The organism is Pirellulales bacterium, assembly GCA_035533075.1.
GTDB lineage: Bacteria > Planctomycetota > Planctomycetia > Pirellulales > JAICIG01 > DASSFG01.
In genome coordinates this window covers 52,050-71,903 of the sequence record DATLUO010000194.1, presented here as the reverse complement: position 1 = coordinate 71,903, position 19,854 = coordinate 52,050, and the positions used below count along the sequence as shown (strand labels likewise).

Genomic DNA, 19,854 nt, shown 5'->3' with positions numbered 1-19,854 from the left:
ACAACATGTCGCAAGTGCATAGCCCCGCACGCCTTTAGAGCAAGCGACCGTCGGCGGCGTTTTCTCTCGGCAGCCAACCGTGCGATTCGACAAGTCGGTGGCTGTGCGGCAGGCGGGCACGAACTGGGCGAATCCGCACGCACCGCTCGGCGCTTTGCTATTGCCGATAGTATCTTTGACACAGCGTGCGGTATAATTCAGTCGCGGGGCGGTAACTTGTTCCGGAAGGACTGCGAAACGATGAAATTCCTCAGCATTTTTGTCGCGTTGATCGTCGCCACCGTGGTCAGCCGGCCCAATGACGCGGCGGCACAAAGGACAGCTCGAAGTGGTTTGGCGCGGTCCGCGCCACGCGGCGGTCAATCGCAAAACCGCTGGCGCTACGCCTGGCATAATGGCCGTTGGTGGTACTGGACGACGGGCGGAAGTTGGAGTGTGTTCGATGGCCGACGCTGGCTGAGATATGATCCGCGCCGGCCCGCCGCGGGCTCGCTGGCCGCCGGCTACCGCAAGGCCCCGGCGTTTGAATCACCGCCCGCCGCGGCTCCGCAGCCGCCGCGGAGTTGGTCCGCTGAGGGAGTGGAACGAGAAACGGGACTGGCCAACTCCTATTATCTGCAAGGCGGGGCGACGGCGGTCGGTGCCCTGCCGATGGGAGGCGAGCCGCTGCCCGTGCTAGGCGGCCCGACCACGACGCCCGGCGGCGTCCGCTCCTCGGAGAGCGCGGGAACCGCGGCGATGAAGGGCCCTCCAAGCGCGGGCGGCGGCGCGTTCGGCGGGCCAAAGGGCGGCTCGCTCGGGGCCGGCAGCGCCGCCGGCGGGGCCAGCACGCCGCAGTAGACAAGAGAGTTTGCCGCGCCGCACACGGTTGACAGCCAACCCCTTCGCAGATAGCTTAGTATCTAAGCTAATAACGAAGCAAATGCAATCCGAACGGCAAGCATGAGCAAATCGCATCTGATCGACGACATCGTCGGCCGTCTCGTCCGCCGGCACAGCACCGCGGTCGTGTTGTTTCACCAAGCGGTGGCAGAGCGTCTGGGGATCGGCCCCGCCGATCATAAGTGCCTCGATTTGTTGCGCGAGCGCGGGCCGATGACCGGAAGCGAGTTGGCCGCACTCACGGGCCTGACGACCGGCGCCATCACCGGCGTGGTCGCCAGGTTGGAGCGGGCAGGGTACTTGTCTCGCAAATCAGACGCGCGCGATCGGCGCAAGCAGATTCTTTGTCAGTCGGGCGAGCGAATGCCAGACATCCACCACGTGTTCGAGCCAATACGAAACGACGTGACCGCTCTTCTAAAGCGGTTCGACGGCGACCAACTCAGGGCGATTGCCGAGTTCCTCGCGCAGAGTACGGACTTGGCCTATCGCCACACGGCCCTGCTGCGTTCAGACACTCTGCACCACGAGCAACGACCATGACGCCTGGCATCCGTAAGGTCGCACTGACCGCCCACATCACTTCCTCGGTCGGCTGGCTCGGTGCGGTGGCTGCCTTCGAAGGTCTCGCCGTTACCGGTCTGGCCAGCCAGGACGCCCTGATGGTGCGTGCCGCTTACCTTGCGATGGATCTCACCGCCTGGTTCGTTATCGTGCCGTTGTCCTTCGCCTCGCTGCTGACCGGACTTGTCATGTCGCTGGGCACCCCATGGGGCTTGTTCAGGCACTACTGGATCCTGGCGAAATTCCTGATCAACACATTTGCGATCGTCCTCTTGCTCGTTCACACGCGGCTCATCAGTTTCGTGGCGAGCGCGGCGGCAGAGAGCACCTTGTCCGCCGCGGATCTGCGCGGGCTGAGAATTCGACTGGTGGCCGTCGCCGGCGCCGCTCTGCTGGCGTTGCTCACAGCCACGACGCTGGCAATCTACAAGCCACGCGGCATGACCGCCTACGGACGGCGCAAGCAGCGCCACCGGCGTGAAACGCCAAGGGCCGCGCCCGCCCGGCAAATGCGCGCCGATCCGACGAACGGGGCGACCGGCGCGGGCCGCCGTTCAGGAGTCAAGGTCGTTGTCGCCGCGATCGGTGTAATTGTCTTGGTGGCGGTCGTGCTGCATCTGGTCGGCGGTGGTCATGGGAACCACAGTCACTGATTCTTCCCAAGGGATCGGCCGCCGGCCGCGGCGCGCGGAATGTGCGCGCTATTTGCCGGCCCGGCGGTATCTCCTCCGCTGCCTGTCCGTTTGGAAGCGGCTGGCCCACCACCCGCTCCAGTTCCACGCGCCGCCGATGGTAATCGGCGATCGACTCCTGATAGCGCTCTTGCAAACTGATGAGCTGCCGTTGCGCGGCCACCAGCCGCAAAAAGTCGCCGCCGCTCGTCTCGTAGGCGGCGAACGCGGAATCGACGTTTTTCCGCGCGGCGGGCAGAATCTGATCGGTATACAGCCCGACCGTCTGCTGCGCTTCGTCGAACCGCTCGTAGGCCGTTTGCACTTCACGGTTGATGTCGTCGATCCGCTGTTCGTATTCCGCCCGGCGCTGGCTCAAGCGCCACTGCGCTTCGCGCACCGCGGCGTAACGCTTGTCGCGATACAGCGGCACGTTCATGTTCAGGCCCACTTGCCCGCGCTGCGAAGCCTGAGTCCAGAAGTTATCGTAGCGGCCAAAGACCTCGAAATCGGGCATGAATTCCTTGTTGGCCAACTGCAAGCGGGCCTGCTCGGCGCGAATCTTGGCCGCCAGCGAGGCCAGATCGGGCCGCCGCGTGACCGCCGTCGCCCGCAACTCGGCCGCGGAGAGCGCCAGCAACGGTGCTTGCAGGCTGGCCGGCGCCGCCGGCACATAGGCGTCGGGCATGCGGTGCATCAAGGTGTTGATGCGGGCGATGGCGATCCGTTCCAACCGCTCCAACTCGATCTGCCGACGGGCCAGCTCGGCCAGCTCCACCTCGGCCTGCAACATATCTTGCTGTGGCGCCAGGTTCGCTTCGTATTTGCGCGCCGCGATGTCGTGGAACTCGCGCAGTTTGGCGGTATTCTCGACGTTCAGCGCCAGATCCTGCCTCACAAGATAGTAGTCGTAATAGGCCAGGCCCGCGGCCTCGATGATTTGCAGCCGCGCGTCGTCGACGTCCCAGCGGGCCGCCCGGCTTTCCGCCAGTGCCGCGTCGCCGCGCAACTGCAGCTTGCCGAACCAGGGGAGCTTCTGCGCGCCGCCCACCACGTAGCCCGCCACGTTTCCAGGCACGCTGGTCACGGCGGAGCTCAGCGACGCGGGGGCGGCCATACCGGTGAACACGGGGTCGTCGAGCGCCCGCGCCTGGGGATAGCGCTCGGCGGCGGAGAGCCACGCGGCGCGCATCGCCGCCAGCGTCTGGTTGCGGGCCAGCACTTCACCGAGAAGCCGCGGAAGCTGCAGCTCCGGCTGACCCGCAAAGGGATCGTCGACGCCGACGGGTTGTTGAACGAGGTGCAGGCTGGCCAGGCGAGCGGGCGGCGTCGGCTTCTCGTTTGTGGTGCGGGCGTCCCGCCTGCTGCTTGCGGCCGAAGCCGTGGTGGCAGGGCGTGGAAACGCGCTTGCCTGGCTGGTCGTTCCACTTCTGTAGGGAACGACTTCCGTCGCGTTCCGCGAGCCCTCCGCGGCCTTCGGCGAGCCACTGTGCGCAGCAACAGCGGCTTGAGAACCAGCCGGCCGCGGCGTCCGGCAGCCCGTGGTGGCGGCGAGCCAGATCAACGCCAGATACCCGCCGGACCAAAGCCGTTGCCTCAGGAACATATCGCCTCCGTGCAAATCGGTAGCGCAACCACGGCGGCCGGCGGGTTAGCAGGAGGGCCACGACAGGACGTACTGTAAGGCAAAATCGGCCGATCGCGAGCAATCCCTTCACTCGGGAATCCCGCGCCCCGCAGACTTTACCCAAAACCCTGTGGCCGCTCAAATATAGTACTCGAGCACCGCTTCTTCGCGTACGCGAAAGCGGCTGTCGTCTCCGTCGGGCATTTCGTCGGCCAGCAACACGCGGGCCAATTGCATGGCCTGTCCGCGAAGCTCGGGCACGGCGGTCGTCTCCCAGAGCGTTCCTTTCAGCAAGGGGCCCAAGGCAAACAGGCAACCGCTCGTGAGCCCATCGCGGCCAATCACGGCTAGCTGGTCGTCGACGTCGAGGCCCATGTCGAGCGGATCGGGCCTGGCCAGGCCGCGCTCGAGCAAGTTTTGAAAAAGGGGAACGTTGGTCGCCGAAAACTGGGCCTGCGGGCCGGTACAGTTGATCGCCAGCGCCGCCGTGACCGAGTCGCGTCCGGCGTCGGTCGCCAACAACACCCGCACGCCGCCAGCGCAGCCTTCGACGCCGTCGACCGTGCCGCGCACCACGCGCAGACGCCCCTCCTCCAGCGCCTTCGTCATACGCTCGTGAATCGGCTGCGCAATCCGGTGGCGAATGATGTTCCAGCGCGCCGCGTAACGGCACAGAAATTCTTGCTTCTCGGCGAGAGAAAAATTCTTCCAGATGCGTTGCGTGTGCGGGCGCAACCGATCGATGGCAATGCCCGGATTCGCACCTCGCTGCCGCAACAGGCCACAATGCTCCTCGACCGATTCCAGGAGCGCCCTCAGCCCAAGCTCCTCGGGAGCGGACGGCGGAAAGTCGTGGTACTCGATCCCGCGGAAGTGGGCCAGCGGCAGCATGCCGTTGCGCGAGACGGCGATGATCTTTCCTTGCCAGTCGCGCGACAGGAGCGTGACCAGCGTATCGACCATCGTCAGTCCCGTGCCCAGCAGCACGACGTCGAGCATCGAGTCGGAAAGCCGCGCTTCCCAGTCGCTCCAGGGGTCGGCCACATAGCACGGATGGGCAAACCCTTCCGGCAATCCGGCCAGCGGCGCGGGAGGCTGGTTGCCCGTGGCCAGCACGACGTGGTCGGTTTCGAGCAGCTCGCCGCTGGCCAGCGATACCAGCAGACCACCGCCGTGGTGCGATTCGACGTCGACCGCTTCGTCTTCGTAGGCCTCGATGACCACGCGCCCGCGCTCGTCGAGGGGGTGCAGATAGCCAAACGCGAGGCTGCGCAGGTAATCGCCGTAGATCCGCCGCGGCGCGAAGGTCTCGCGCAGCTCGGCTTCGGGCAGGTCGCCGTATTCGCCGCGGCAGCGCAGCCAGTTGACGAAGTGATCGGCTTGGTCGGCCACGGCGGACATGTTCCGCGCGGCGACGTTCAACAGATGATCGGGGTGCCGCGTGCCGTAGGCGGTCCCGCGTCCGAGCGGCCGGCGATGGTTGACAATCACCACCCGCGCCGGCTGCCGTGCGAAGCGGGCTAAATTGACGGCGGTCATGGTGCCGCTAAAACCGCCTCCGATAATGACGATCGTTTTCATCGCGATGCCTCGTGAGCGAACGTGTTCACACTGGTGTCTCAGGATTGAAGCAGGAGCGATTGTCGCACAAGGTTTTGCAGCGCGTCAATCAGCAGGCAGGCGCGTTCAGACCTGGCTCATCTCCGAGTCGAACCGCAGTGACGTGCGATCGCTCGTAGAGCCCTGTCAACGACACCAAGTGCGGTGTACAATGACGATCTGGCAGCAAGGCGAAACGGAGGAAATGGCGATGACGCGGGTGACGGTTGATGCCCAATTACGCAGTAAGCTGCTGGATTTCAGCCGGCCGCAACATCACGAGGACCAGCGATGAGCATTCAACTGCCGGATGATCTTGTGCCGTTCGTCGCACAGCGAGTGACGACGGGGGCTTACCCGAGCCAAGACGACGTTATTCGTGCCGCCTTCAGCCTATTGGAAGAGCGTGAGCGACTGGTCCAACAAATTGAGGCTGGCTTCGAGCAAATCAAGGCCGGGCAGTGCATTGAATATCTTCCTGATTCGTTGCCGAAATTCCTCGCGAATATTCGTGCCAAGAGCGACGAGATACTTAGGGCGGCCCGCGCCCAATGAAACGATTTGTCGTTTCCCTGTTGGCGGAGGCGGATCTCGCCGAGATTCATGCGTATATCGCGGCCGATCGCCCACGAGCCGCCGACCGCCTCATTGCGAGGTTCTTCCGGGCCTTCGGAACACTCGCTACTCAACCGCAGATGGGCGAGCGCCGGGACGAGCTACTCCCCGGCCTGCGGACCTTCTCCGTTAAAAGCTATGTGGTCTGCTATGCCGCGATCGACGACGGGATCGAGGTTGCACGTGTGCTGCACGGAGCTCGGGACATCGCGGCAATCTTTAGGGGCCCATAGCAGATTTGACCGCGTAGCCATCGACCTCGATCTGGTCGGCACGGCGGCCATGGGAACCACGGTCACTGATTCGTCTCGGCAAAATACCTTGATTGACCGGCCGCCCGCGGGCCGATAAAGTAAAGCGAGAAACGCGATCTTGGCGATCGGGCCGATCATGCCGAAAATCCTGCTCATCAACGCACTTGTGGCGATGCAGCTCCTTTCATGGAGTGGCCGGTCGCTCTATTTGTGCCTCTGCGGAACCTCGGCGTGCTTCGATTTTGGCCCTGCGAACTGCCATTGTTGCCAAGGGGACCGCGGCGGCTTGCACCGTGACTGCGATCACGGACCGCAAGAGAATGGCTTGGTTTTGCATCAGAAAGCCGGCTACTTGCACCCAACTGGCGATTCTTGCGACTGCACACACCTCCGGATTTCCGTGGCGACGATGCCGAGGGTCGTCGGTGAGCCCTGGCCCGCGCTCTCCAAGCCCTGCGAATTGGCCTTCGCCGACGCGCCGCTTAACGCCTTTGGTCCAGGCATTTTTTCCGCCCTGGGTCTCGCCACAAGCTCATTATGGCTGTCTTACGACGCCACCTTCCTGAGCGCGCTGTCGACCATCGTGCTGCGCTGTTAAGCCGCCTCTAGCACGTCGATTTCCCCCTTAGCGGCGCCGGGCACCGCGCTTTCGCGGTGATCTTTCGCTATCGCGTCCCGCGGCTGCGGTCGCGGCTTATCGAGCAATTCATCTGCCTGAGGCTTCTTCATGCACACAACGACAACGACGCCACAACGGCGGGCGCGTCAACCGCGCGGAAGCGAGGCGGTGCGCGCCGAGAATCGCCCCTCGCGCTGGACCTCCCTGATCGGCGCGGTCCCGAACGTGATCGTGTTCGCAATCCTGGGAGCCGTGCTCTACGTTGGCCACCACACCGGATGGAAGATGCCGAAGGTTTCCGAACTCTTTGGGACCGCGGTCAAGCAACGCGATGACTGGTGCTCGGAACACCTGGTGCCGAGCTCGCAATGCGTCGAATGCTCTTCGGAGCTGCTGCCCAAATTGCCTGAATTCGGGTTCTGTCGCAAACATGGCGTGGCGGAGTGCGTGCTCGATCATCCGGAGCTGGCGCAGGTGCAAGGCGGACCGCAGCTTCCCAAGTACGACACCGTGCGGGCACTGGCACGCATGGCCCGGCCGGAGAACAACAGCAAGAACATGCTGCACAAGCAGCGGGTGCAGTTTTCCTCCGCCGAAAGCGCAGCGAGGTTCGGTATCGACGTCGATGTGGTCCAAGAGCGCCCCATGTCTGACGTGGTGACGGCAAACGGCGAGTTGACGTTCGATCCGACGCGCCTGGCTCATCTCGCATCGCGGGTCCAGGGGACGGTGGCGGCGATGCTGAAGACCATGGGCGACGAAGTGCGTTCGGGCGATGTTTTGCTGCTCGTCGACGCGGCACGGGTGGGCGAGGCGAAGGCGCGATGCTTGCAAAGCGTCGTGCAACTCGACTTGCGGCGGACCACGGCCGAGCGTCTGCGCGTTCTGGCCAAAGACAAACTGGTGACGGCCAAGGCACTGAACGAGGCGGAAGCCGCTTTGCAAGAAGCGGAAATCAACCTCGTCTCCGCCCGTCAATCGCTGGTCAATCTCGGTTTCGACGTGCCTGACGAAATGGAGAAGGAGGGCATCGAACGTCTGGAAGAAGAGCTTCACTTTCTGGACATTCCCGCAAACTGCCTGTCGGCGCTTCCCGCCGGCGCGAAGACCACGAACCTGATTCCGCTTCGCGCGCCCTATGACGGCGTCGTGCTTAGTTCCGACGTGGTGGCGGGAGAGGTCGTGGAAACCACCAAGGTGCTGCTGACAGTGGCCGATCCCCGCCGGCTATGGCTCTTGCTCAACGTTCGCCAAGAGGATGCCAGATACGTTACCTCGGGGCTGATCGTGCGGTTTGATGCCGACGATGGCTCGCAAAGGGCCGAAGGGCATATCTCTTGGATCAGTCCGACCGTCGACGCACATACCCGGACGCTGCAAGTCCGCGTGCTATTGAACAACGCGGACGGCCGGCTCCGCGGACAAACGTTCGGTTCCGGCACGATTGTAGTGAGAGAGGAGCCGAACGCCGTCGTCGTGCCCGCCGAGGCGGTGCAATCGACCGGCGACGCTCGGTTTATCTTCGTTCGCGACAAAGATTACTTGCGAGAGGGTTCTTACAAGCTGTTTCACGTTCGGCAAGTGCGCACCGGAGCGCGCGACGGCGAGTACGTCGAATTGCTCGCCGGCGCTTTGCCCGGCGAGGTACTGGCCACCCAGGGAAGCGCCGCGATCCTGGCTCAATTGCTGAGAAGCAATCTGGGGGCGGGCTGCGATTGTCACAACTGATGGATCTGCTCAACTGCATTATCGACTTCTCGCTGCGCAACCGGCTGCTCGTGCTGCTGGGCGTGCTGGCGGCCGTCGTCGCCGGCGGAATGTCGCTGGCGCGTCTCGATGTCGACGCCTTCCCAGACACCACGCCGGTGCAAGTGCAAGTCAACACCGTGGCCCCGGCGCTGGGGCCTGAAGACATCGAGCGGCTGATTACCTTTCCGATCGAACAGGCGCTGAGCGGGTTGCCGGGTATCGAACAACTTCGCTCGATCTCCAAGTTCGGGCTGTCGCAGGTGGTCGTGGTGTTCGCCGACGGCACCGATCTTTATTTTGCGCGGCAGCAGATAAACGAACGCCTGGGCACGGTCGCCATGCCGGCCGGCATCGGCCGGCCGAAGATGGGACCGGTCGCCACGGGTCTCGGCGAGGTGTTTCATTACATCGTCACGGGTAAGGGAACCGGTGTCACCGATCTTCGCACCATTCACGATTGGGTGATTCGGCCCACGATGCGAACGGTGCCTGGCGCGGCCGAGATCAACACCTGGGGCGGTTTCGAGAAGCAGTATCAGATCCGCCTCGATCCCGAGCGGCTCATCAAGCACCAACTCACGTTCTCGGAGGCCGTCGCCGCGGTCGAACAGAATAACTTCAACGTCGGCGGCGGGAACATCAGCGAGCCGAGCGGAATGTTGCTGGTGCAGGGCGTGGGCCGCACCACCAGCCTCGACGAGTTGCGGAGGATTGTGATCAGGGCCGAAGGTGGCGTGCCGGTCCGCGTGGCTGACGTGGCCGACGTGGAGATCGGCCACGAGATTCGCCGCGGCGCCGTCACGGCCGACGGGAAGGGCGAAGTGGTCCTCGGCCTGGGCTTCATGCTCATGGGCGAAAACAGTCACCAAGTCACGTGGGCGATGAAGGACAAGCTCGCCGCCATCCAAAAGAACCTTCCGCCCAACGTCGGCGTCGTGCCGGTCTACGACCGCACCGAGTTGGTCGACTTCGTGATCGACACGGTGCGAAAAAACCTGTTCGAGGGAGGGCTGTTCGTCGTCGCCGTGCTGTTTGCCTTTCTCGGCAATCTGCGGGCAGCCTTGATCGTGGCCTCGGCCATCCCGCTTTCGATGCTGTTCGCCTTCTGCGGCATGTTGGAGTTTGGCGTCGCCGCCAGCCTGCTGAGCTTGGGGGCGATCGATTTTGGCATGGTCGTCGACAGTTCGATCGTGATGGTCGAAAACTGCGTGCGGCGCTTGTCGCGCGCCTCGCCCGGCAAAAGCCGCCTGGAAATCGTTCGCGCCGCCGCCGTCGAGGTCCGCAAACCGACGATGTTCGGCGAGCTGATCATCATGATCGTCTACCTGCCGGTCCTGACGTTGGAAGGCATCGAAGGGAAAATGTTTCGCCCCATGGCGCTGACGGTGATCTTCGCCCTGCTGGGCTCGATGGTCTTGTCGCTGACCTGGATGCCCGTGCTGGCGAGTTTCTTCTTGCCCAGAACGATCGAGGAGCGCGAGCCGCTGTTGATGCGCCTGGCCCACACGATTCACTACCCGGTGCTGCGTTTTGCCCTGCGCCACAAACTGGCGGTGATGGGGCTGGCCGCCAGTGTTTTGCTGGTGGCGTTCGGCATGATCGCCCCCAACCTCGGTTCGGAATTCGTGCCGAAGCTTTCGGAAGGGGCGATCGCCGTCGGCGTCGTGCGGCTGGCGGGCACCGATCTGGCCGAGTCGGTGCGCTCGAACACGCAAATGGAAAAGGCGATTCTGGCCGCGTTTCCACGTGAAGTGGAGCACGTTTGGAGCCGCATCGGCACGGCCGAGGTGGCCACCGACCCGATGGGCGTCGAATTGACCGATATTTTCATCACGCTCAAGCCACGCGCGCAATGGACGCAAGCCGCCAGCCAGGCCGAGCTGACCGAGAAGCTCGACCACTTGTTGCGCGACTTTCCCGGCACGAAGCTCAGCTTTGCCCAACCGATCGAGATGCGGATGAATGAAATCGTCTCGGGCGTGCGGGCCGACCTCGGGGTGAAGTTGTTCGGCGACGATTTCGACGTGCTCGTCGAAAAGGCGAAAGAGATCGAAGCGGTGCTGCGCTCGATTGAGGGTGTGGCGGATCTGAACGTCGAACAGATCACCGGCCAGCCGGTGCTGCAAATCAAGGTCAAGCAGCAAGAACTAGCCCGCTATGGCGTTCCCGCCAAGACGGTGCTGGAGGTCGTCGAGGCAATCGGCAGCAAGCCGTTGGGCGAAATTGTCGAAGGGCAGTTGCGCTTTCCCTTGGTCGCCCGCTTGCCCGAGCGGTTGCGGGCCAGCCCCGCGGCGATCGGCGAGATGCTGGTGGCGACGCCGGCGGGCGAGCGAATTCCGCTGGCGCGGCTGGCCACGATCGAAACCGTCGAGGGGCCGTCGACCATCACGCGCGAATGGGGGCAACGCCGCATCACGGTGACGGCCAACGTGCGGGGCCGCGACCTGGGCAGCTTTGTGGCCGAAGCGCGTCGGAAGATCGCCGAGCAGATAGCCCTGCCGACCGGCCGCTATCGCATCGAGTTCGGCGGCCAATTCGAGAATCTCCAGCGCGCCGAAACCCGGCTGTCGATCGTGGTGCCCCTCTCCCTGCTGCTGGTGTTTGTGCTGCTCTATCTGACCTACCACAGTGTCGTCGATGCGCTGCGCGTGTTTACGGGCATCCCCTTCGCCTGGGTCGGGGGCATCTTTGCCCTCTGGCTGCGCGACATGCCGTTTTCGATTTCGGCGGGCGTGGGGTTCATCGCCATGTCGGGCGTGGCGGTGCTCGACGACATGATTCTCGTTTCGTACATCCGGCAGCTTCGCGAGCGAGGGGTTCCGCTCGATGAAGCCGTCACCCAGGCGGCCGTGACCCGTCTTCGCCCGGTGCTGATGACAACGTTGGTCGCCAGTTTGGGCTTTTTGCCCATGGCGCTGAGCGACGGCATGGGGGCCGAGGTCCAGCGTCCGCTCGCCACCGTCGTGATCGGCGGCGTGATTGGGGCGATGGTCATGTCCCTGTTGGTGTTGCGTGTGCTGTATTTGATTTTCAATCGGCCGCTGGCCAGGCCTGCGTCGGCCGAGTCGGTGGACGGCCCGATTGCCGGACCGGAGTTGGCGTCGGCTTCTTGATCCGCTGTACTTGGAAAGGACGGAACGATGAACGCGTTTTCTAAAACATCGGTTGCACTTTTGCCTTCGTTTTTACTTGTTCTTGGGTGTGGACATTCTGGTGCTACGCCACCAGGGGCCGGCCAGCCGTCGCAATCGGCCGCGCAGGACTCGGGCCATCACCGCCACGAAGGTTGGTGGTGCGACGAGCACGGAGTTCCCGAAGAGCAGTGCGGGCAGTGTAACTCTCAAGTTGCCGCTGATTTCCAGAAGAAAGGCGATTGGTGCGCCGACCACGACCGCCCTGATTCTCAGTGCTTTGTCTGCCATCCGGAACTGGAGGCAAAGTTCGCGGCCCGATATGAAGCCAAGTACGGCAAAAAGCCTCCTAGGCTATAGTTCTGCTAGGCAAGATGGCCTCGAAGGCGCTCGCGACCGCGGCCCCTTCGCCGCGCAGGTTCTACTGCTCGTAGGCAGGAGCAACTCGTGCCTCTTCCAAGAGGCTCAGTAGCTTCGCTTTCGCGGCCTCTAAATTGTCGAAACCGAAGCGATAGCCCGTGTCGAACGCCTCGTCGCCGGCCAATTCGTCCACGCAGAACCGCGATTCCGTTGGAAAATAGTCCAAGTCGAACGATCGGCTTCCGGTGCGAACGCGCATCGACAATGCACCGGAAGGGAAAAAGCTTATTTCACTCAAACATTCATAAGGGCTTTTTCTTAATTGGTCCGCAAAGCGAGCAAAATCTTCAGCGAATCCCATCTCAATTCCCCGCGTTAGGCTGGTGAAATTCGATCTCCCCTGTCTGCCTGCTCCTGATCGTAATGCTTCCCTGGCTGCCGATGGAGATATCGTGGCCACGAGTCCGCGCCGTGATACTGCCGTCGCGGTGCCGAACGATTCTATCCGCTTGAGGTGGATACATCCGACCGTCGGGCAGGTTCATCGGCGGCGGTGGCTCACTTTTCGGTATCCCACTGTGGGCATCTTCGACTTCCTCGAGCGTCCGAACGATCCTCGTCAGTGCTTCCTCAGCGGTTTGCGAGGCCGGCTGGCCGCCAAGCCGATGAAAATACTCCCTAAGTCGCTCCTCCCGGCTTAGCGGAGTACTCATAGCGGGCGTCTCTAAGGGCGGTTCCGACGCCTTCTCCGCGCGTTCCAGCTTGATTCCTTGTGCCGTGCCGCACCATCCGCACAGCTACATTGTAGTCACCGCATTTAACGGAAAACAGGCCATCGGGCCTGAAAGCGCCAAAGCACTCGGCTACGACGCCGCCGAGATCAACGCTTTACCCCATTCGCTCACGGAGTCATTCGCCGGTGTGGGCAACCCGCGGGCCCTCGGTGAATTCCGGGCCGGCGACACCGTGCTGGATCTCGGTTGTGGCGCCGGGATGGACAGCATCCCGGCCGCTCGCCAAGTTGGGCCCTCGGGCAGAGTGATTGGCGTGGACATGACCGAGCAGATGGTTCATGGCTGGACCGGCTACCGAACCTCGGGCTGCACGCAGGGAGGACCCGTGACGGCGCGCAAACCGCTCGAAAGGCGATTGGTGCGCCGACCACGACCGCCCTGATTCTCAGTGTTTTGTCTGCCATCCGGAACTGGAGGCAAAGTTCGCGGCCCGATATGAAGCCAAGTACGGCAAAAAGCCTCCCAGGCTATAATTCTGCTAGGCAAGATGGCCTCGAAGACGCTGGTGATCGCGGCCCCTTCGCCGCCCCGGTTCTACCGCCGCTTTGCGGCACCGCCCCTTGTTCCGCACGCCGGAATGTGTAAAGTCATGTTGTTTCACGAGCGCTGGCGGTGCTGACATCGCTCGAATCGCAACAACCGCTCACGCGATGAAAGGAGCCGCTTCATGGTCAAGTCTGCCATGCGCCGTTTTCCAAATCTCGTCTCGCTCGTCCTGCTATTTCCGATAACCGCGATGGCCCAAGGTTCGGGCAGCAGCCGTCTGAGTCCGCCTCGTCAGGCGCGGCCGCAAACGCCGGCGGAGTTTCAGCAATCGTTTTGGAAGCACATCACCATGACGGCGCCCTACCGCGATTGGTCGCGCTTGGCCGCCGACGAGCAAGATCCACGTCCGGCCCCAAAGCCGCACGGTCCGTGGGTGAAGAGCTATCTTAATACCGTCGCCGCCAAAGACCCCGCGCGGCTCGAATATGGCTCGGTGATCGTGAATGAGGAATACGACGAAGACAAGGAAACGCTCAAGGCCGTGAGCGTCATGTATTGCTCCAAAGGCGCCGATCCGGCGCACTACGACTGGTATTGGATCAAGTACACGCCCGACGGCAAGGTGATGCGAGCGCCGGCTGACCAGCGCGGCAAGGCGCTGGCCGGCAAGGTGCAAAGCTGCATTGAATGCCATCAAAAGGCCAAGGCGGATCTCGTGTTCTCCAACGACGACTTGCAGGCGGCTGGTCGGTCGGAGTCATCGCCGCAAGATTAACGGCCCCGCCATGCCCATCGAGTCCACCGCGGCGACCGCCGGCGCGGCGGAAGACGCCGCCGCGAAGCGGGCCGGCGTTTATGTCGTCATTCCCGCGCTCAACGAAGAGCAATCGTTGCCGCGCGTGCTGGCCGATCTGCCGGCCGTCGCGCGCGTGATCGTCGTCGATAACGCTTCGACCGACGGGACCGCCGAGGCCGCGGCCGCCGCCGGGGCGAGTGTCGTTCAAGAAGGTCAACGGGGATACGGCGCCGCGTGCCTGCGCGGCCTGTCGGAGATTGAAAGGGCCATTGCGGCGGGCCAACCGCCGCCGCGCGTCGTGGTCTTTCTCGACGGCGACTACAGCGATTATCCCGAGCGGCTGCCCGACCTGGTTGCGCCGATTCTCGCAGGCAAGGCCGATTTCGTGCTGGGCTCGCGGCTGTTGGGCGAGCGCCAGGCGGGGGCGATGCCGCCGCAAAGCGTGTGGGGCAATCGCCTGGCATGCTTCTTGATGCGGTGGCTGTTCGGTGCCCACTACACCGACTTGGGGCCGTTTCGCGCCATCGACTATCAAGCCCTCAAGTCGCTCGGCATGGTCGACCAGAACTTTGGCTGGACGGTCGAGATGCAAATCAAGGCCGCGCGTGCGGGATTGCGGACGCTCGAAGTGCCCGTCTCTTATCGCTGTCGCATCGGCCAGAGCAAAATCAGCGGCACGCTGGTCGGCACGATCAAGGCCGGGTATAAGATTCTCTTTGTTATTGCCAAATACGGTCTTACGCGCCGCCGATCATGACCTCGCTCATTAAATCGTTGCTGTTATTCCTTGTGGCGGGCCTCTGCGAGATTGGCGGTGGCTGGCTGGTGTGGAAGTGGCTGCGCGACGCTCGGCCCGTCTGGTGGGGCCTTGCCGGCGCGGCGGTCTTGGTGGCCTACGGGATCGTGCCGACGTTTCAGTCGAGCCATTTTGGCCGTGTGTACGCGGCCTATGGTGGGTTCTTTATCGTGCTCTCGCTCGGCTGGGGCTGGTACTTTGACGGCAACCGGCCCGACTTGCCTGATGTCGTGGGCGCCTGCATTGCATTGGTCGGGGTGTGTTTGATGATGTATTGGCCTCGCTACGCGTGAAGCGCATTTCCTCCACATCATCGCTTTTCACGCTGGGCGCCGTTTCAGCGTGCGCTTACCTGCTCATCGCCGCCAGTGGCCAAAGCCTGCACGAAGAAGGTTCCGGCGGCCACTCGCTGCTGGTGAGTCTCAGCTTGTTTGCTCTGTGCTTCGCCTGCTACCTTGCCGCCGTCGGCATCGCCATGCGCACAACTCGGAGTCGCGAGTCGCTGTGGATCGTCATCGCGGGAGCGGTGATTTTCCGCGGTCTGTTGCTGTTTTCCGGTCCGATCGAAGAGATCGACCTCTATCGGTATCTCTGGGACGGCGCAGCAAGCGCCGCGGGCGTCAATCCCTTCCGGTATGCACCGCAGCAAGTGCTTGCCGCGGACATTGCCGACGACTTGCCCGGCGATCTGGCGAAGCTCGTGGCTCTGCGCGATCGTTCGCCGGTGTTGGCCGGGATCCTGGCCCGCGTACACTTTAGCGAGCTGCCCACGATTTATCCGCCCGTGGGCCAGGTCGTGTTCGCATTGGCGACCGCCATGACGCCGGACGCGGCCTCCGTGCGGACGCGAATGACGATCATGAAGGCCTGGTTCGTGCTGTTCGACGTGTTGACAATGGCGATCGTCATCAAGCTGCTACGCCGCGTCGGCCGGCCAGCGGCTGCCGTGGTGATTTACGCCTGGTGTCCGCTGGTGATCAAAGAAATCGCCAACAGCGGGCATTTGGACAGTCTGGCCGTATTTCTTACAGCTCTCTCCAGTTACCTGGCGGTCAAAGCGTTGTTTCCTGTAGGTCAGGCTTTCCAGCCTGACGTTTGTCAGGCTGGAAAGCCTGACCTACGACTTGCCGTCGTCCTTGGATTAGCGGTGGGGGCCAAGCTTTACCCCGTCGTGCTCGCGCCGCTGTTGCTGCTGGCCATCGCCGCGCGGTGCGGCTGGCGAGCGGCTGCGATCGCGTCGTTCTTCTTCATAGCCACGACCGTTTTGGTGTTAATTCCCATGTGGCCGAGTCGCGTCGGTCCCGCGTGGAAGCCGCCGCCATCGGTCGAGCAAGCCGGCGCCGAGCATCCGCCTTTGCCGCCGGAAGAGACTGACCTCGCGCCGCGCGACCCGAGCCAGAGCGTGCGCGCCTTTCTGAGCTATTGGGAGATGAACGATTTTCTGTTCCTGCTGGTCATGGAAAACGTTCGCCCGACCGAAGAGTTGCCGGCGCGCGAGCGGGCCTGGTTTTCGCTTGTGCCCGAGGGTTGTCGCAGAGCGCTGGCCGGCGCGCTCGTCGACAGGCTCGGGCTTGATGCCGATGTCGCGCCGTTTCTGTTCACTCGCGCCATAACGGCGCTGGTGTTTTTGCTGCTGGCGGGAAGCTTTGCCTGGCGCGCCACCCGGTGTTCGTCGGCCGAAGATTTTCTCCGCCAGGCCTTCTTGACGGTCGCCTGGTTTTGGTTGCTGCTACCGACCGGAAATCCGTGGTATTGGACTTGGGCCATGCCGCTGTTGCCTTTCGCGCGCTCGCGGGTGTGGCTCGCGCTCAGCGGGCTGGCGATGCTCTATTACCTTCGTTTCTGGCTTGTGTATCACTATCCGCAGCCGGGGCTTCTCGGCACGCCTTACGCCGGCGGGCCATTTTTCGACTATGTCGTGACCTGGTTTGAATTTGCGCCGTTCTTCATCGCGCTCGCCTGCTCGTGGCTTTGCCTGAGGCGCGTGCCGGCCCTGGGGCGCAGCCACCGCATTCAACGGAAAACAGGCCGCCCAAGCATCGAAGGCCCTTGACAATTGGGCCCTCTAAGGGAAGAATTGGCCAAGTTGACGTGGTGCGCATGCCGATGATGCGCGCGGACTTCGCAAAATCGAGCCGTTTGGCCATGACCTTTTTCCGCACACGACTGTCGGCCGCCGTAGCCTGGGTGATGATTCCCCTGGCTGCGTGGGCCGGCATGCCCAGCACCGCATGCCTGTGTGCCAACGGCCACGTGAAGCTTTTCTGCCAGCACCTGCCGGCCAAAAAGCATTCTGCCGCGAATCAAACTGCCTGCGCAGCGAGTTGCTGCGCGCACGAAACAGCCGATGCGGAAGCCGATTGCTGTGGTGGCGGCTTCTGCTGTCATGGCGGCCAGTCAGACCACGCGGGCATCGGATCCAAGGCGTGCTGCAAACCGATTCTCTCGGCGCCGAGCGTGGCGCCGCAAATTGTGAGCGTGCCGTGCGATCAGGCTCCGGCCGTCGTCGCGGTCGTTCAGCAAGTCGGCGCGCTGGTCCACCCCTCGTTTATCGTGGACGCGGCCGAGTTCGATAGCGGCCCACCCCTTGACCGAGTCATCGTCTTTCGGTCGCTCTTGATCTGATTCTCTCTTTCTCCTTCGTGCTCGCGCAGCGCTTGATGCTGCGCGCGTAGGGCTGTTTTGGCCCGTTTCCTAAGCGAAGGCGACACTCGGCCTTTCGTCCGCGAGCGCGGACCGCCGCAGTGTGCCGATTTTCAATCAGGTGAGACCGCGCCGGTGCGACCTCCAGGCGGAAGTCGGCGGCGCACTCGATAGAAGGAGTGTTTTATGTTGAAGACGTTTTCCATGCTTGTTGTCGTCGCGGCCATGACCTTAACCGGCGCCAGTTCGGCACGCGCCGCCAGCGGCGGTTGCCCGATGGGCACGACCGCGGCGCCGGCCCCCGCCACGGCGCGGGCCCCGGCGCCTCGCGCTCCCGCGGCCGCGGCACGGCCGCGAACGCAAACCATCCGGCGTTACTCCGCCGCGCCCGGCGCGTACCGTGCGCCGTCGATGCGGAGCTACCGCTCGAACGGTTCCAGCGGCCCCTCGTACTCGGCCACTCGGAAGATCCTGGGTTACTAACGGCAGGGCGGGCACCGCCCACCATGAATTGCGTTGAGACGAGCCACGACGGCCAATCTCAGCACCGCTGATTTCGGCGCATTACCCGGCCCAAGACTCTCGTCTTGGGCCGGGGCCGCCGGAAACGGCCGGGGCGGTTGTGGCGCAGGCGTCCCGCCTGCTTTCCGCAGGCGGGACGCCTGCACCACAAGTCAGGCGAGGTCGATGCGTTGGTTTTTTCTCAACTACCTCGATTGTGAAGGAGAATGAAATGCAGAAGTTGTTTTCGATGCTCGTGATCGGCGGCGTGGTCAGTGCAACCGGGTTGCCCGCGTTGGCTTGCGGTGGCGGCGGTGGTGGGGGCTGCGCCATGTCGGGCGGAAGCGGCTACGGTTACGGCGGCGGCCGCGCCGTGGCCAGCGGCAAGATCGCCGGACGCGCTCCGATGCTGGCCCAAACGGCGCCCGCGACCAACCGCGCACCAGCCGGCGCTGCCACGACCGCGATTGCCCGCGGCAAGCCATCGGCCGCCTCACCGGCCGTTCGCACCGTGGCTGCCAGGGCGAAGGCTCCCGCCGCGCCGATCTATACCTGCCCGATGCACCCGCAAGTCCAATGGACCAAGCCGACCGACTGCCCGATCTGCGGCATGAAACTGAAGCTCAAAGCGACGAAGCCGGATGCCACGAAGCGCAGCGCGCCAGCGGACGAACACGCCGGCATGGAGATGGACGAGATGGGCGACATGCCGGGCATGGGTCAGGGCGCGATGAGCGGCATGGACGACATGAGAATGTGCCCTGGATGCATGATGAACATGGGCGGCATGTCGGGCATGAATGGCAAACAAGCGCCCGCCGCGTCGCAAAAAGCGTCCGGCGGAGCGATGCGCATGGCCGGCATGGGGTGCGGCTGTTGAAGTTGACCTGACCCGAAGTCCGTAGGGTGGGACCAGCGAGCTTGCGAGCGCCGGCCCACCATAATCGACCTCGCCAACGGTGGGCCGGCGCTCGCAAGTTCGCTGGTCCCACCCTACCTTTGAACACGAACAACTTAAGGGACTAAAACGATGAAACGATTGCTGACCGTTCTGGCGATCTCCGGAACCATGATGGTGGCCCACCGCGCGATTGTCGCCCAAGACCTGAGCTCTCGTGCCGACCGCAAAATCACCGGCCAATACTATCTGCCGCATTCGACCTCAGCCTATCACCGCTCGGCGATGGAGCACGCCCGCGTGCTGAACTATTACGGCGAGAACTACAAGGCCGTGCCCAAGGAAATCACGCAACAGCACGTGGCCGAGGTCAAGCGGAACGTCGATCTCGCCAAGAAGGAGTTGGCCAAGCTGAAGCCCGAAGCCGCCAAAGACAAAAAGCTGCAAAAGCCGCTGGCGGCAATGGAGGCCCATTTGGCCACGTGTGATGAGCTTTGCCAGATGCTCACCGACGTAGCCGTCAAGACCGGCGGGTCGGACAGCGAAGCGATTTGCGATTGCTGCCAGAAACTCGAAAGCGAGCTCAAGGCGGCCGAGGCGGAGAACGACAAGATCAAGGAGCAGCTTGGCGTGGCGCCGAAGAAGAAATAGGCGACTGGTGGGCCGGCGCTCGCAAACTCGCTGGTCCCACCCTACGGAGACGGCGGCCGCACACGGGACCGGAGGGTTAGCACCAACGGCCGGCCCGTGTCGCGGCCGCCCCGCCGAATTTCGGATTTTCGATTTTGGATTTTGGATTGCACGCCAAACGAAGCACCGGGGCATCGCCTGGCCGCAAAGCGATTCGGCAGCGCCGGCGCCGAACTGGC

At 63.5% G+C, this 19,854-nt stretch carries 22 protein-coding genes; 19 read left to right on the top strand and 3 right to left on the bottom strand.

Annotated elements, in window-relative coordinates; all coding sequences use genetic code 11:
• Positions 1–240: 240 nt before the first annotated feature.
• The 3 genes from VNH11_25090 (at position 241) to VNH11_25080 (ending at position 2,099) form a co-directional block, all read left to right on the top strand.
• Positions 241–840: a hypothetical protein gene (locus tag VNH11_25090; GenBank protein HVA49666.1), complete on the top strand. Its 600-nt coding sequence runs from the start codon at positions 241–243 to the stop codon at positions 838–840.
• 102 nt (positions 841–942) lie between these two features.
• Positions 943–1,425 carry a MarR family transcriptional regulator gene (locus tag VNH11_25085; GenBank protein ID HVA49665.1) on the top strand — a complete coding sequence of 161 codons (483 nt, stop codon included), beginning with the start codon at positions 943–945 and terminating at the stop codon, positions 1,423–1,425.
• Positions 1,422–2,099, top strand: coding sequence for a hypothetical protein (locus tag VNH11_25080; protein ID HVA49664.1), 678 nt, complete (start codon positions 1,422–1,424; stop codon positions 2,097–2,099). The genes VNH11_25085 and VNH11_25080 overlap by 4 nt, the downstream gene beginning before the upstream one ends.
• Here the strand turns inward: VNH11_25080 and VNH11_25075 are convergent.
• Entirely contained in the window at positions 2,008–3,723 is a 1,716-nt protein-coding gene (locus VNH11_25075; protein ID HVA49663.1) for a TolC family protein, read from the bottom strand. The genes VNH11_25080 and VNH11_25075 overlap by 92 nt on opposite strands.
• A gap of 159 nt (positions 3,724–3,882) precedes the next feature.
• Positions 3,883–5,325, bottom strand: coding sequence for an FAD/NAD(P)-binding protein (locus VNH11_25070; GenBank protein HVA49662.1), 1,443 nt, complete (start codon positions 5,323–5,325; stop codon positions 3,883–3,885).
• Between the two features lie 190 nt (positions 5,326–5,515).
• On the opposite strand from VNH11_25070, the gene VNH11_25065 reads away from it, so the two are divergent.
• The 7 genes from VNH11_25065 (at position 5,516) to VNH11_25035 (ending at position 12,071) form a co-directional block, all read left to right on the top strand.
• Complete coding sequence (locus tag VNH11_25065) at positions 5,516–5,638, top strand: hypothetical protein (GenBank protein ID HVA49661.1); 123 nt, start codon at positions 5,516–5,518, stop codon at positions 5,636–5,638.
• Complete coding sequence (locus tag VNH11_25060) at positions 5,635–5,898, top strand: type II toxin-antitoxin system ParD family antitoxin (GenBank protein HVA49660.1); 264 nt, start codon at positions 5,635–5,637, stop codon at positions 5,896–5,898. The genes VNH11_25065 and VNH11_25060 overlap by 4 nt, the downstream gene beginning before the upstream one ends.
• Entirely contained in the window at positions 5,895–6,191 is a 297-nt protein-coding gene (locus tag VNH11_25055; protein ID HVA49659.1) for a type II toxin-antitoxin system RelE/ParE family toxin, read from the top strand. Before VNH11_25060 ends, VNH11_25055 begins: the two co-directional genes overlap by 4 nt.
• A 421-nt stretch (positions 6,192–6,612) precedes the next feature.
• Positions 6,613–6,810 carry a hypothetical protein gene (locus tag VNH11_25050; protein ID HVA49658.1) on the top strand — a complete coding sequence of 66 codons (198 nt, stop codon included), beginning with the start codon at positions 6,613–6,615 and terminating at the stop codon, positions 6,808–6,810.
• Between the two features lie 129 nt (positions 6,811–6,939).
• Entirely contained in the window at positions 6,940–8,559 is a 1,620-nt protein-coding gene (locus VNH11_25045) for an efflux RND transporter periplasmic adaptor subunit (protein ID HVA49657.1), read from the top strand.
• Complete coding sequence (locus VNH11_25040) at positions 8,547–11,693, top strand: CusA/CzcA family heavy metal efflux RND transporter (protein ID HVA49656.1); 3,147 nt, start codon at positions 8,547–8,549, stop codon at positions 11,691–11,693. Before VNH11_25045 ends, VNH11_25040 begins: the two co-directional genes overlap by 13 nt.
• Before the next feature lie 27 nt (positions 11,694–11,720).
• On the top strand, positions 11,721–12,071 hold the full coding sequence (locus VNH11_25035) for an RND transporter (protein ID HVA49655.1): 351 nt from the start codon (positions 11,721–11,723) through the stop codon (positions 12,069–12,071).
• A gap of 61 nt (positions 12,072–12,132) precedes the next feature.
• On the opposite strand, the gene VNH11_25030 is transcribed toward VNH11_25035, so the two are convergent.
• On the bottom strand, positions 12,133–12,432 hold the full coding sequence (locus tag VNH11_25030) for a hypothetical protein (GenBank protein HVA49654.1): 300 nt from the start codon (positions 12,430–12,432) through the stop codon (positions 12,133–12,135).
• A gap of 416 nt (positions 12,433–12,848) precedes the next feature.
• Between VNH11_25030 and VNH11_25025 the strand changes: the two genes are divergently transcribed.
• The 9 genes from VNH11_25025 to VNH11_24985 all read left to right on the top strand — a co-directional run bounded on the left by VNH11_25025 (position 12,849) and on the right by VNH11_24985 (position 19,636).
• Complete coding sequence (locus tag VNH11_25025) at positions 12,849–13,247, top strand: methyltransferase domain-containing protein (GenBank protein ID HVA49653.1); 399 nt, start codon at positions 12,849–12,851, stop codon at positions 13,245–13,247.
• Between the two features lie 285 nt (positions 13,248–13,532).
• Complete coding sequence (locus VNH11_25020) at positions 13,533–14,126, top strand: cytochrome P460 family protein (protein ID HVA49652.1); 594 nt, start codon at positions 13,533–13,535, stop codon at positions 14,124–14,126.
• Positions 14,127–14,136: 10 nt separating this feature from the next.
• On the top strand, positions 14,137–14,904 hold the full coding sequence (locus VNH11_25015) for a glycosyltransferase family 2 protein (protein HVA49651.1): 768 nt from the start codon (positions 14,137–14,139) through the stop codon (positions 14,902–14,904).
• Positions 14,901–15,236 carry a YnfA family protein gene (locus VNH11_25010; GenBank protein HVA49650.1) on the top strand — a complete coding sequence of 112 codons (336 nt, stop codon included), beginning with the start codon at positions 14,901–14,903 and terminating at the stop codon, positions 15,234–15,236. Before VNH11_25015 ends, VNH11_25010 begins: the two co-directional genes overlap by 4 nt.
• Entirely contained in the window at positions 15,233–16,996 is a 1,764-nt protein-coding gene (locus VNH11_25005) for a hypothetical protein (GenBank protein ID HVA49649.1), read from the top strand. Before VNH11_25010 ends, VNH11_25005 begins: the two co-directional genes overlap by 4 nt.
• 92 nt (positions 16,997–17,088) lie before the next feature.
• The gene (locus VNH11_25000; protein ID HVA49648.1) at positions 17,089–17,568 is read left to right on the top strand and encodes a hypothetical protein; all 480 of its coding nucleotides are present in this window, start codon (positions 17,089–17,091) and stop codon (positions 17,566–17,568) included.
• A gap of 204 nt (positions 17,569–17,772) precedes the next feature.
• A complete protein-coding gene (locus tag VNH11_24995; protein HVA49647.1) occupies positions 17,773–18,069 on the top strand; it encodes a hypothetical protein in 297 nt (98 codons plus the stop codon).
• A gap of 250 nt (positions 18,070–18,319) precedes the next feature.
• Positions 18,320–18,967 (top strand): heavy metal-binding domain-containing protein, encoded by a 648-nt coding sequence (locus VNH11_24990; GenBank protein HVA49646.1) that lies wholly within the window; start codon positions 18,320–18,322, stop codon positions 18,965–18,967.
• A gap of 150 nt (positions 18,968–19,117) precedes the next feature.
• Positions 19,118–19,636, top strand: coding sequence for a hypothetical protein (locus tag VNH11_24985; protein HVA49645.1), 519 nt, complete (start codon positions 19,118–19,120; stop codon positions 19,634–19,636).
• The last annotated feature ends 218 nt before the right edge of the window (positions 19,637–19,854 follow it).

Coding starts and splice junctions, on each gene's coding strand:
- VNH11_25090 (HVA49666.1), top strand. CDS start 241: ATGAAATTCCTCAGCATTTTTGTCGCGTTGATCGTCGCCACCGTGGTC.
- VNH11_25085 (HVA49665.1), top strand. CDS start 943: ATGAGCAAATCGCATCTGATCGACGACATCGTCGGCCGTCTCGTCCGC.
- VNH11_25080 (HVA49664.1), top strand. CDS start 1,422: ATGACGCCTGGCATCCGTAAGGTCGCACTGACCGCCCACATCACTTCC.
- VNH11_25075 (HVA49663.1), bottom strand. CDS start 3,723: ATGTTCCTGAGGCAACGGCTTTGGTCCGGCGGGTATCTGGCGTTGATC.
- VNH11_25070 (HVA49662.1), bottom strand. CDS start 5,325: ATGAAAACGATCGTCATTATCGGAGGCGGTTTTAGCGGCACCATGACC.
- VNH11_25065 (HVA49661.1), top strand. CDS start 5,516: ATGACGATCTGGCAGCAAGGCGAAACGGAGGAAATGGCGATGACGCGG.
- VNH11_25060 (HVA49660.1), top strand. CDS start 5,635: ATGAGCATTCAACTGCCGGATGATCTTGTGCCGTTCGTCGCACAGCGA.
- VNH11_25055 (HVA49659.1), top strand. CDS start 5,895: ATGAAACGATTTGTCGTTTCCCTGTTGGCGGAGGCGGATCTCGCCGAG.
- VNH11_25045 (HVA49657.1), top strand. CDS start 6,940: ATGCACACAACGACAACGACGCCACAACGGCGGGCGCGTCAACCGCGC.
- VNH11_25035 (HVA49655.1), top strand. CDS start 11,721: ATGAACGCGTTTTCTAAAACATCGGTTGCACTTTTGCCTTCGTTTTTA.
- VNH11_25030 (HVA49654.1), bottom strand. CDS start 12,432: ATGGGATTCGCTGAAGATTTTGCTCGCTTTGCGGACCAATTAAGAAAA.
- VNH11_25020 (HVA49652.1), top strand. CDS start 13,533: ATGGTCAAGTCTGCCATGCGCCGTTTTCCAAATCTCGTCTCGCTCGTC.
- VNH11_25015 (HVA49651.1), top strand. CDS start 14,137: ATGCCCATCGAGTCCACCGCGGCGACCGCCGGCGCGGCGGAAGACGCC.
- VNH11_25010 (HVA49650.1), top strand. CDS start 14,901: ATGACCTCGCTCATTAAATCGTTGCTGTTATTCCTTGTGGCGGGCCTC.
- VNH11_25000 (HVA49648.1), top strand. CDS start 17,089: ATGACCTTTTTCCGCACACGACTGTCGGCCGCCGTAGCCTGGGTGATG.
- VNH11_24995 (HVA49647.1), top strand. CDS start 17,773: ATGTTGAAGACGTTTTCCATGCTTGTTGTCGTCGCGGCCATGACCTTA.
- VNH11_24990 (HVA49646.1), top strand. CDS start 18,320: ATGCAGAAGTTGTTTTCGATGCTCGTGATCGGCGGCGTGGTCAGTGCA.
- VNH11_24985 (HVA49645.1), top strand. CDS start 19,118: ATGAAACGATTGCTGACCGTTCTGGCGATCTCCGGAACCATGATGGTG.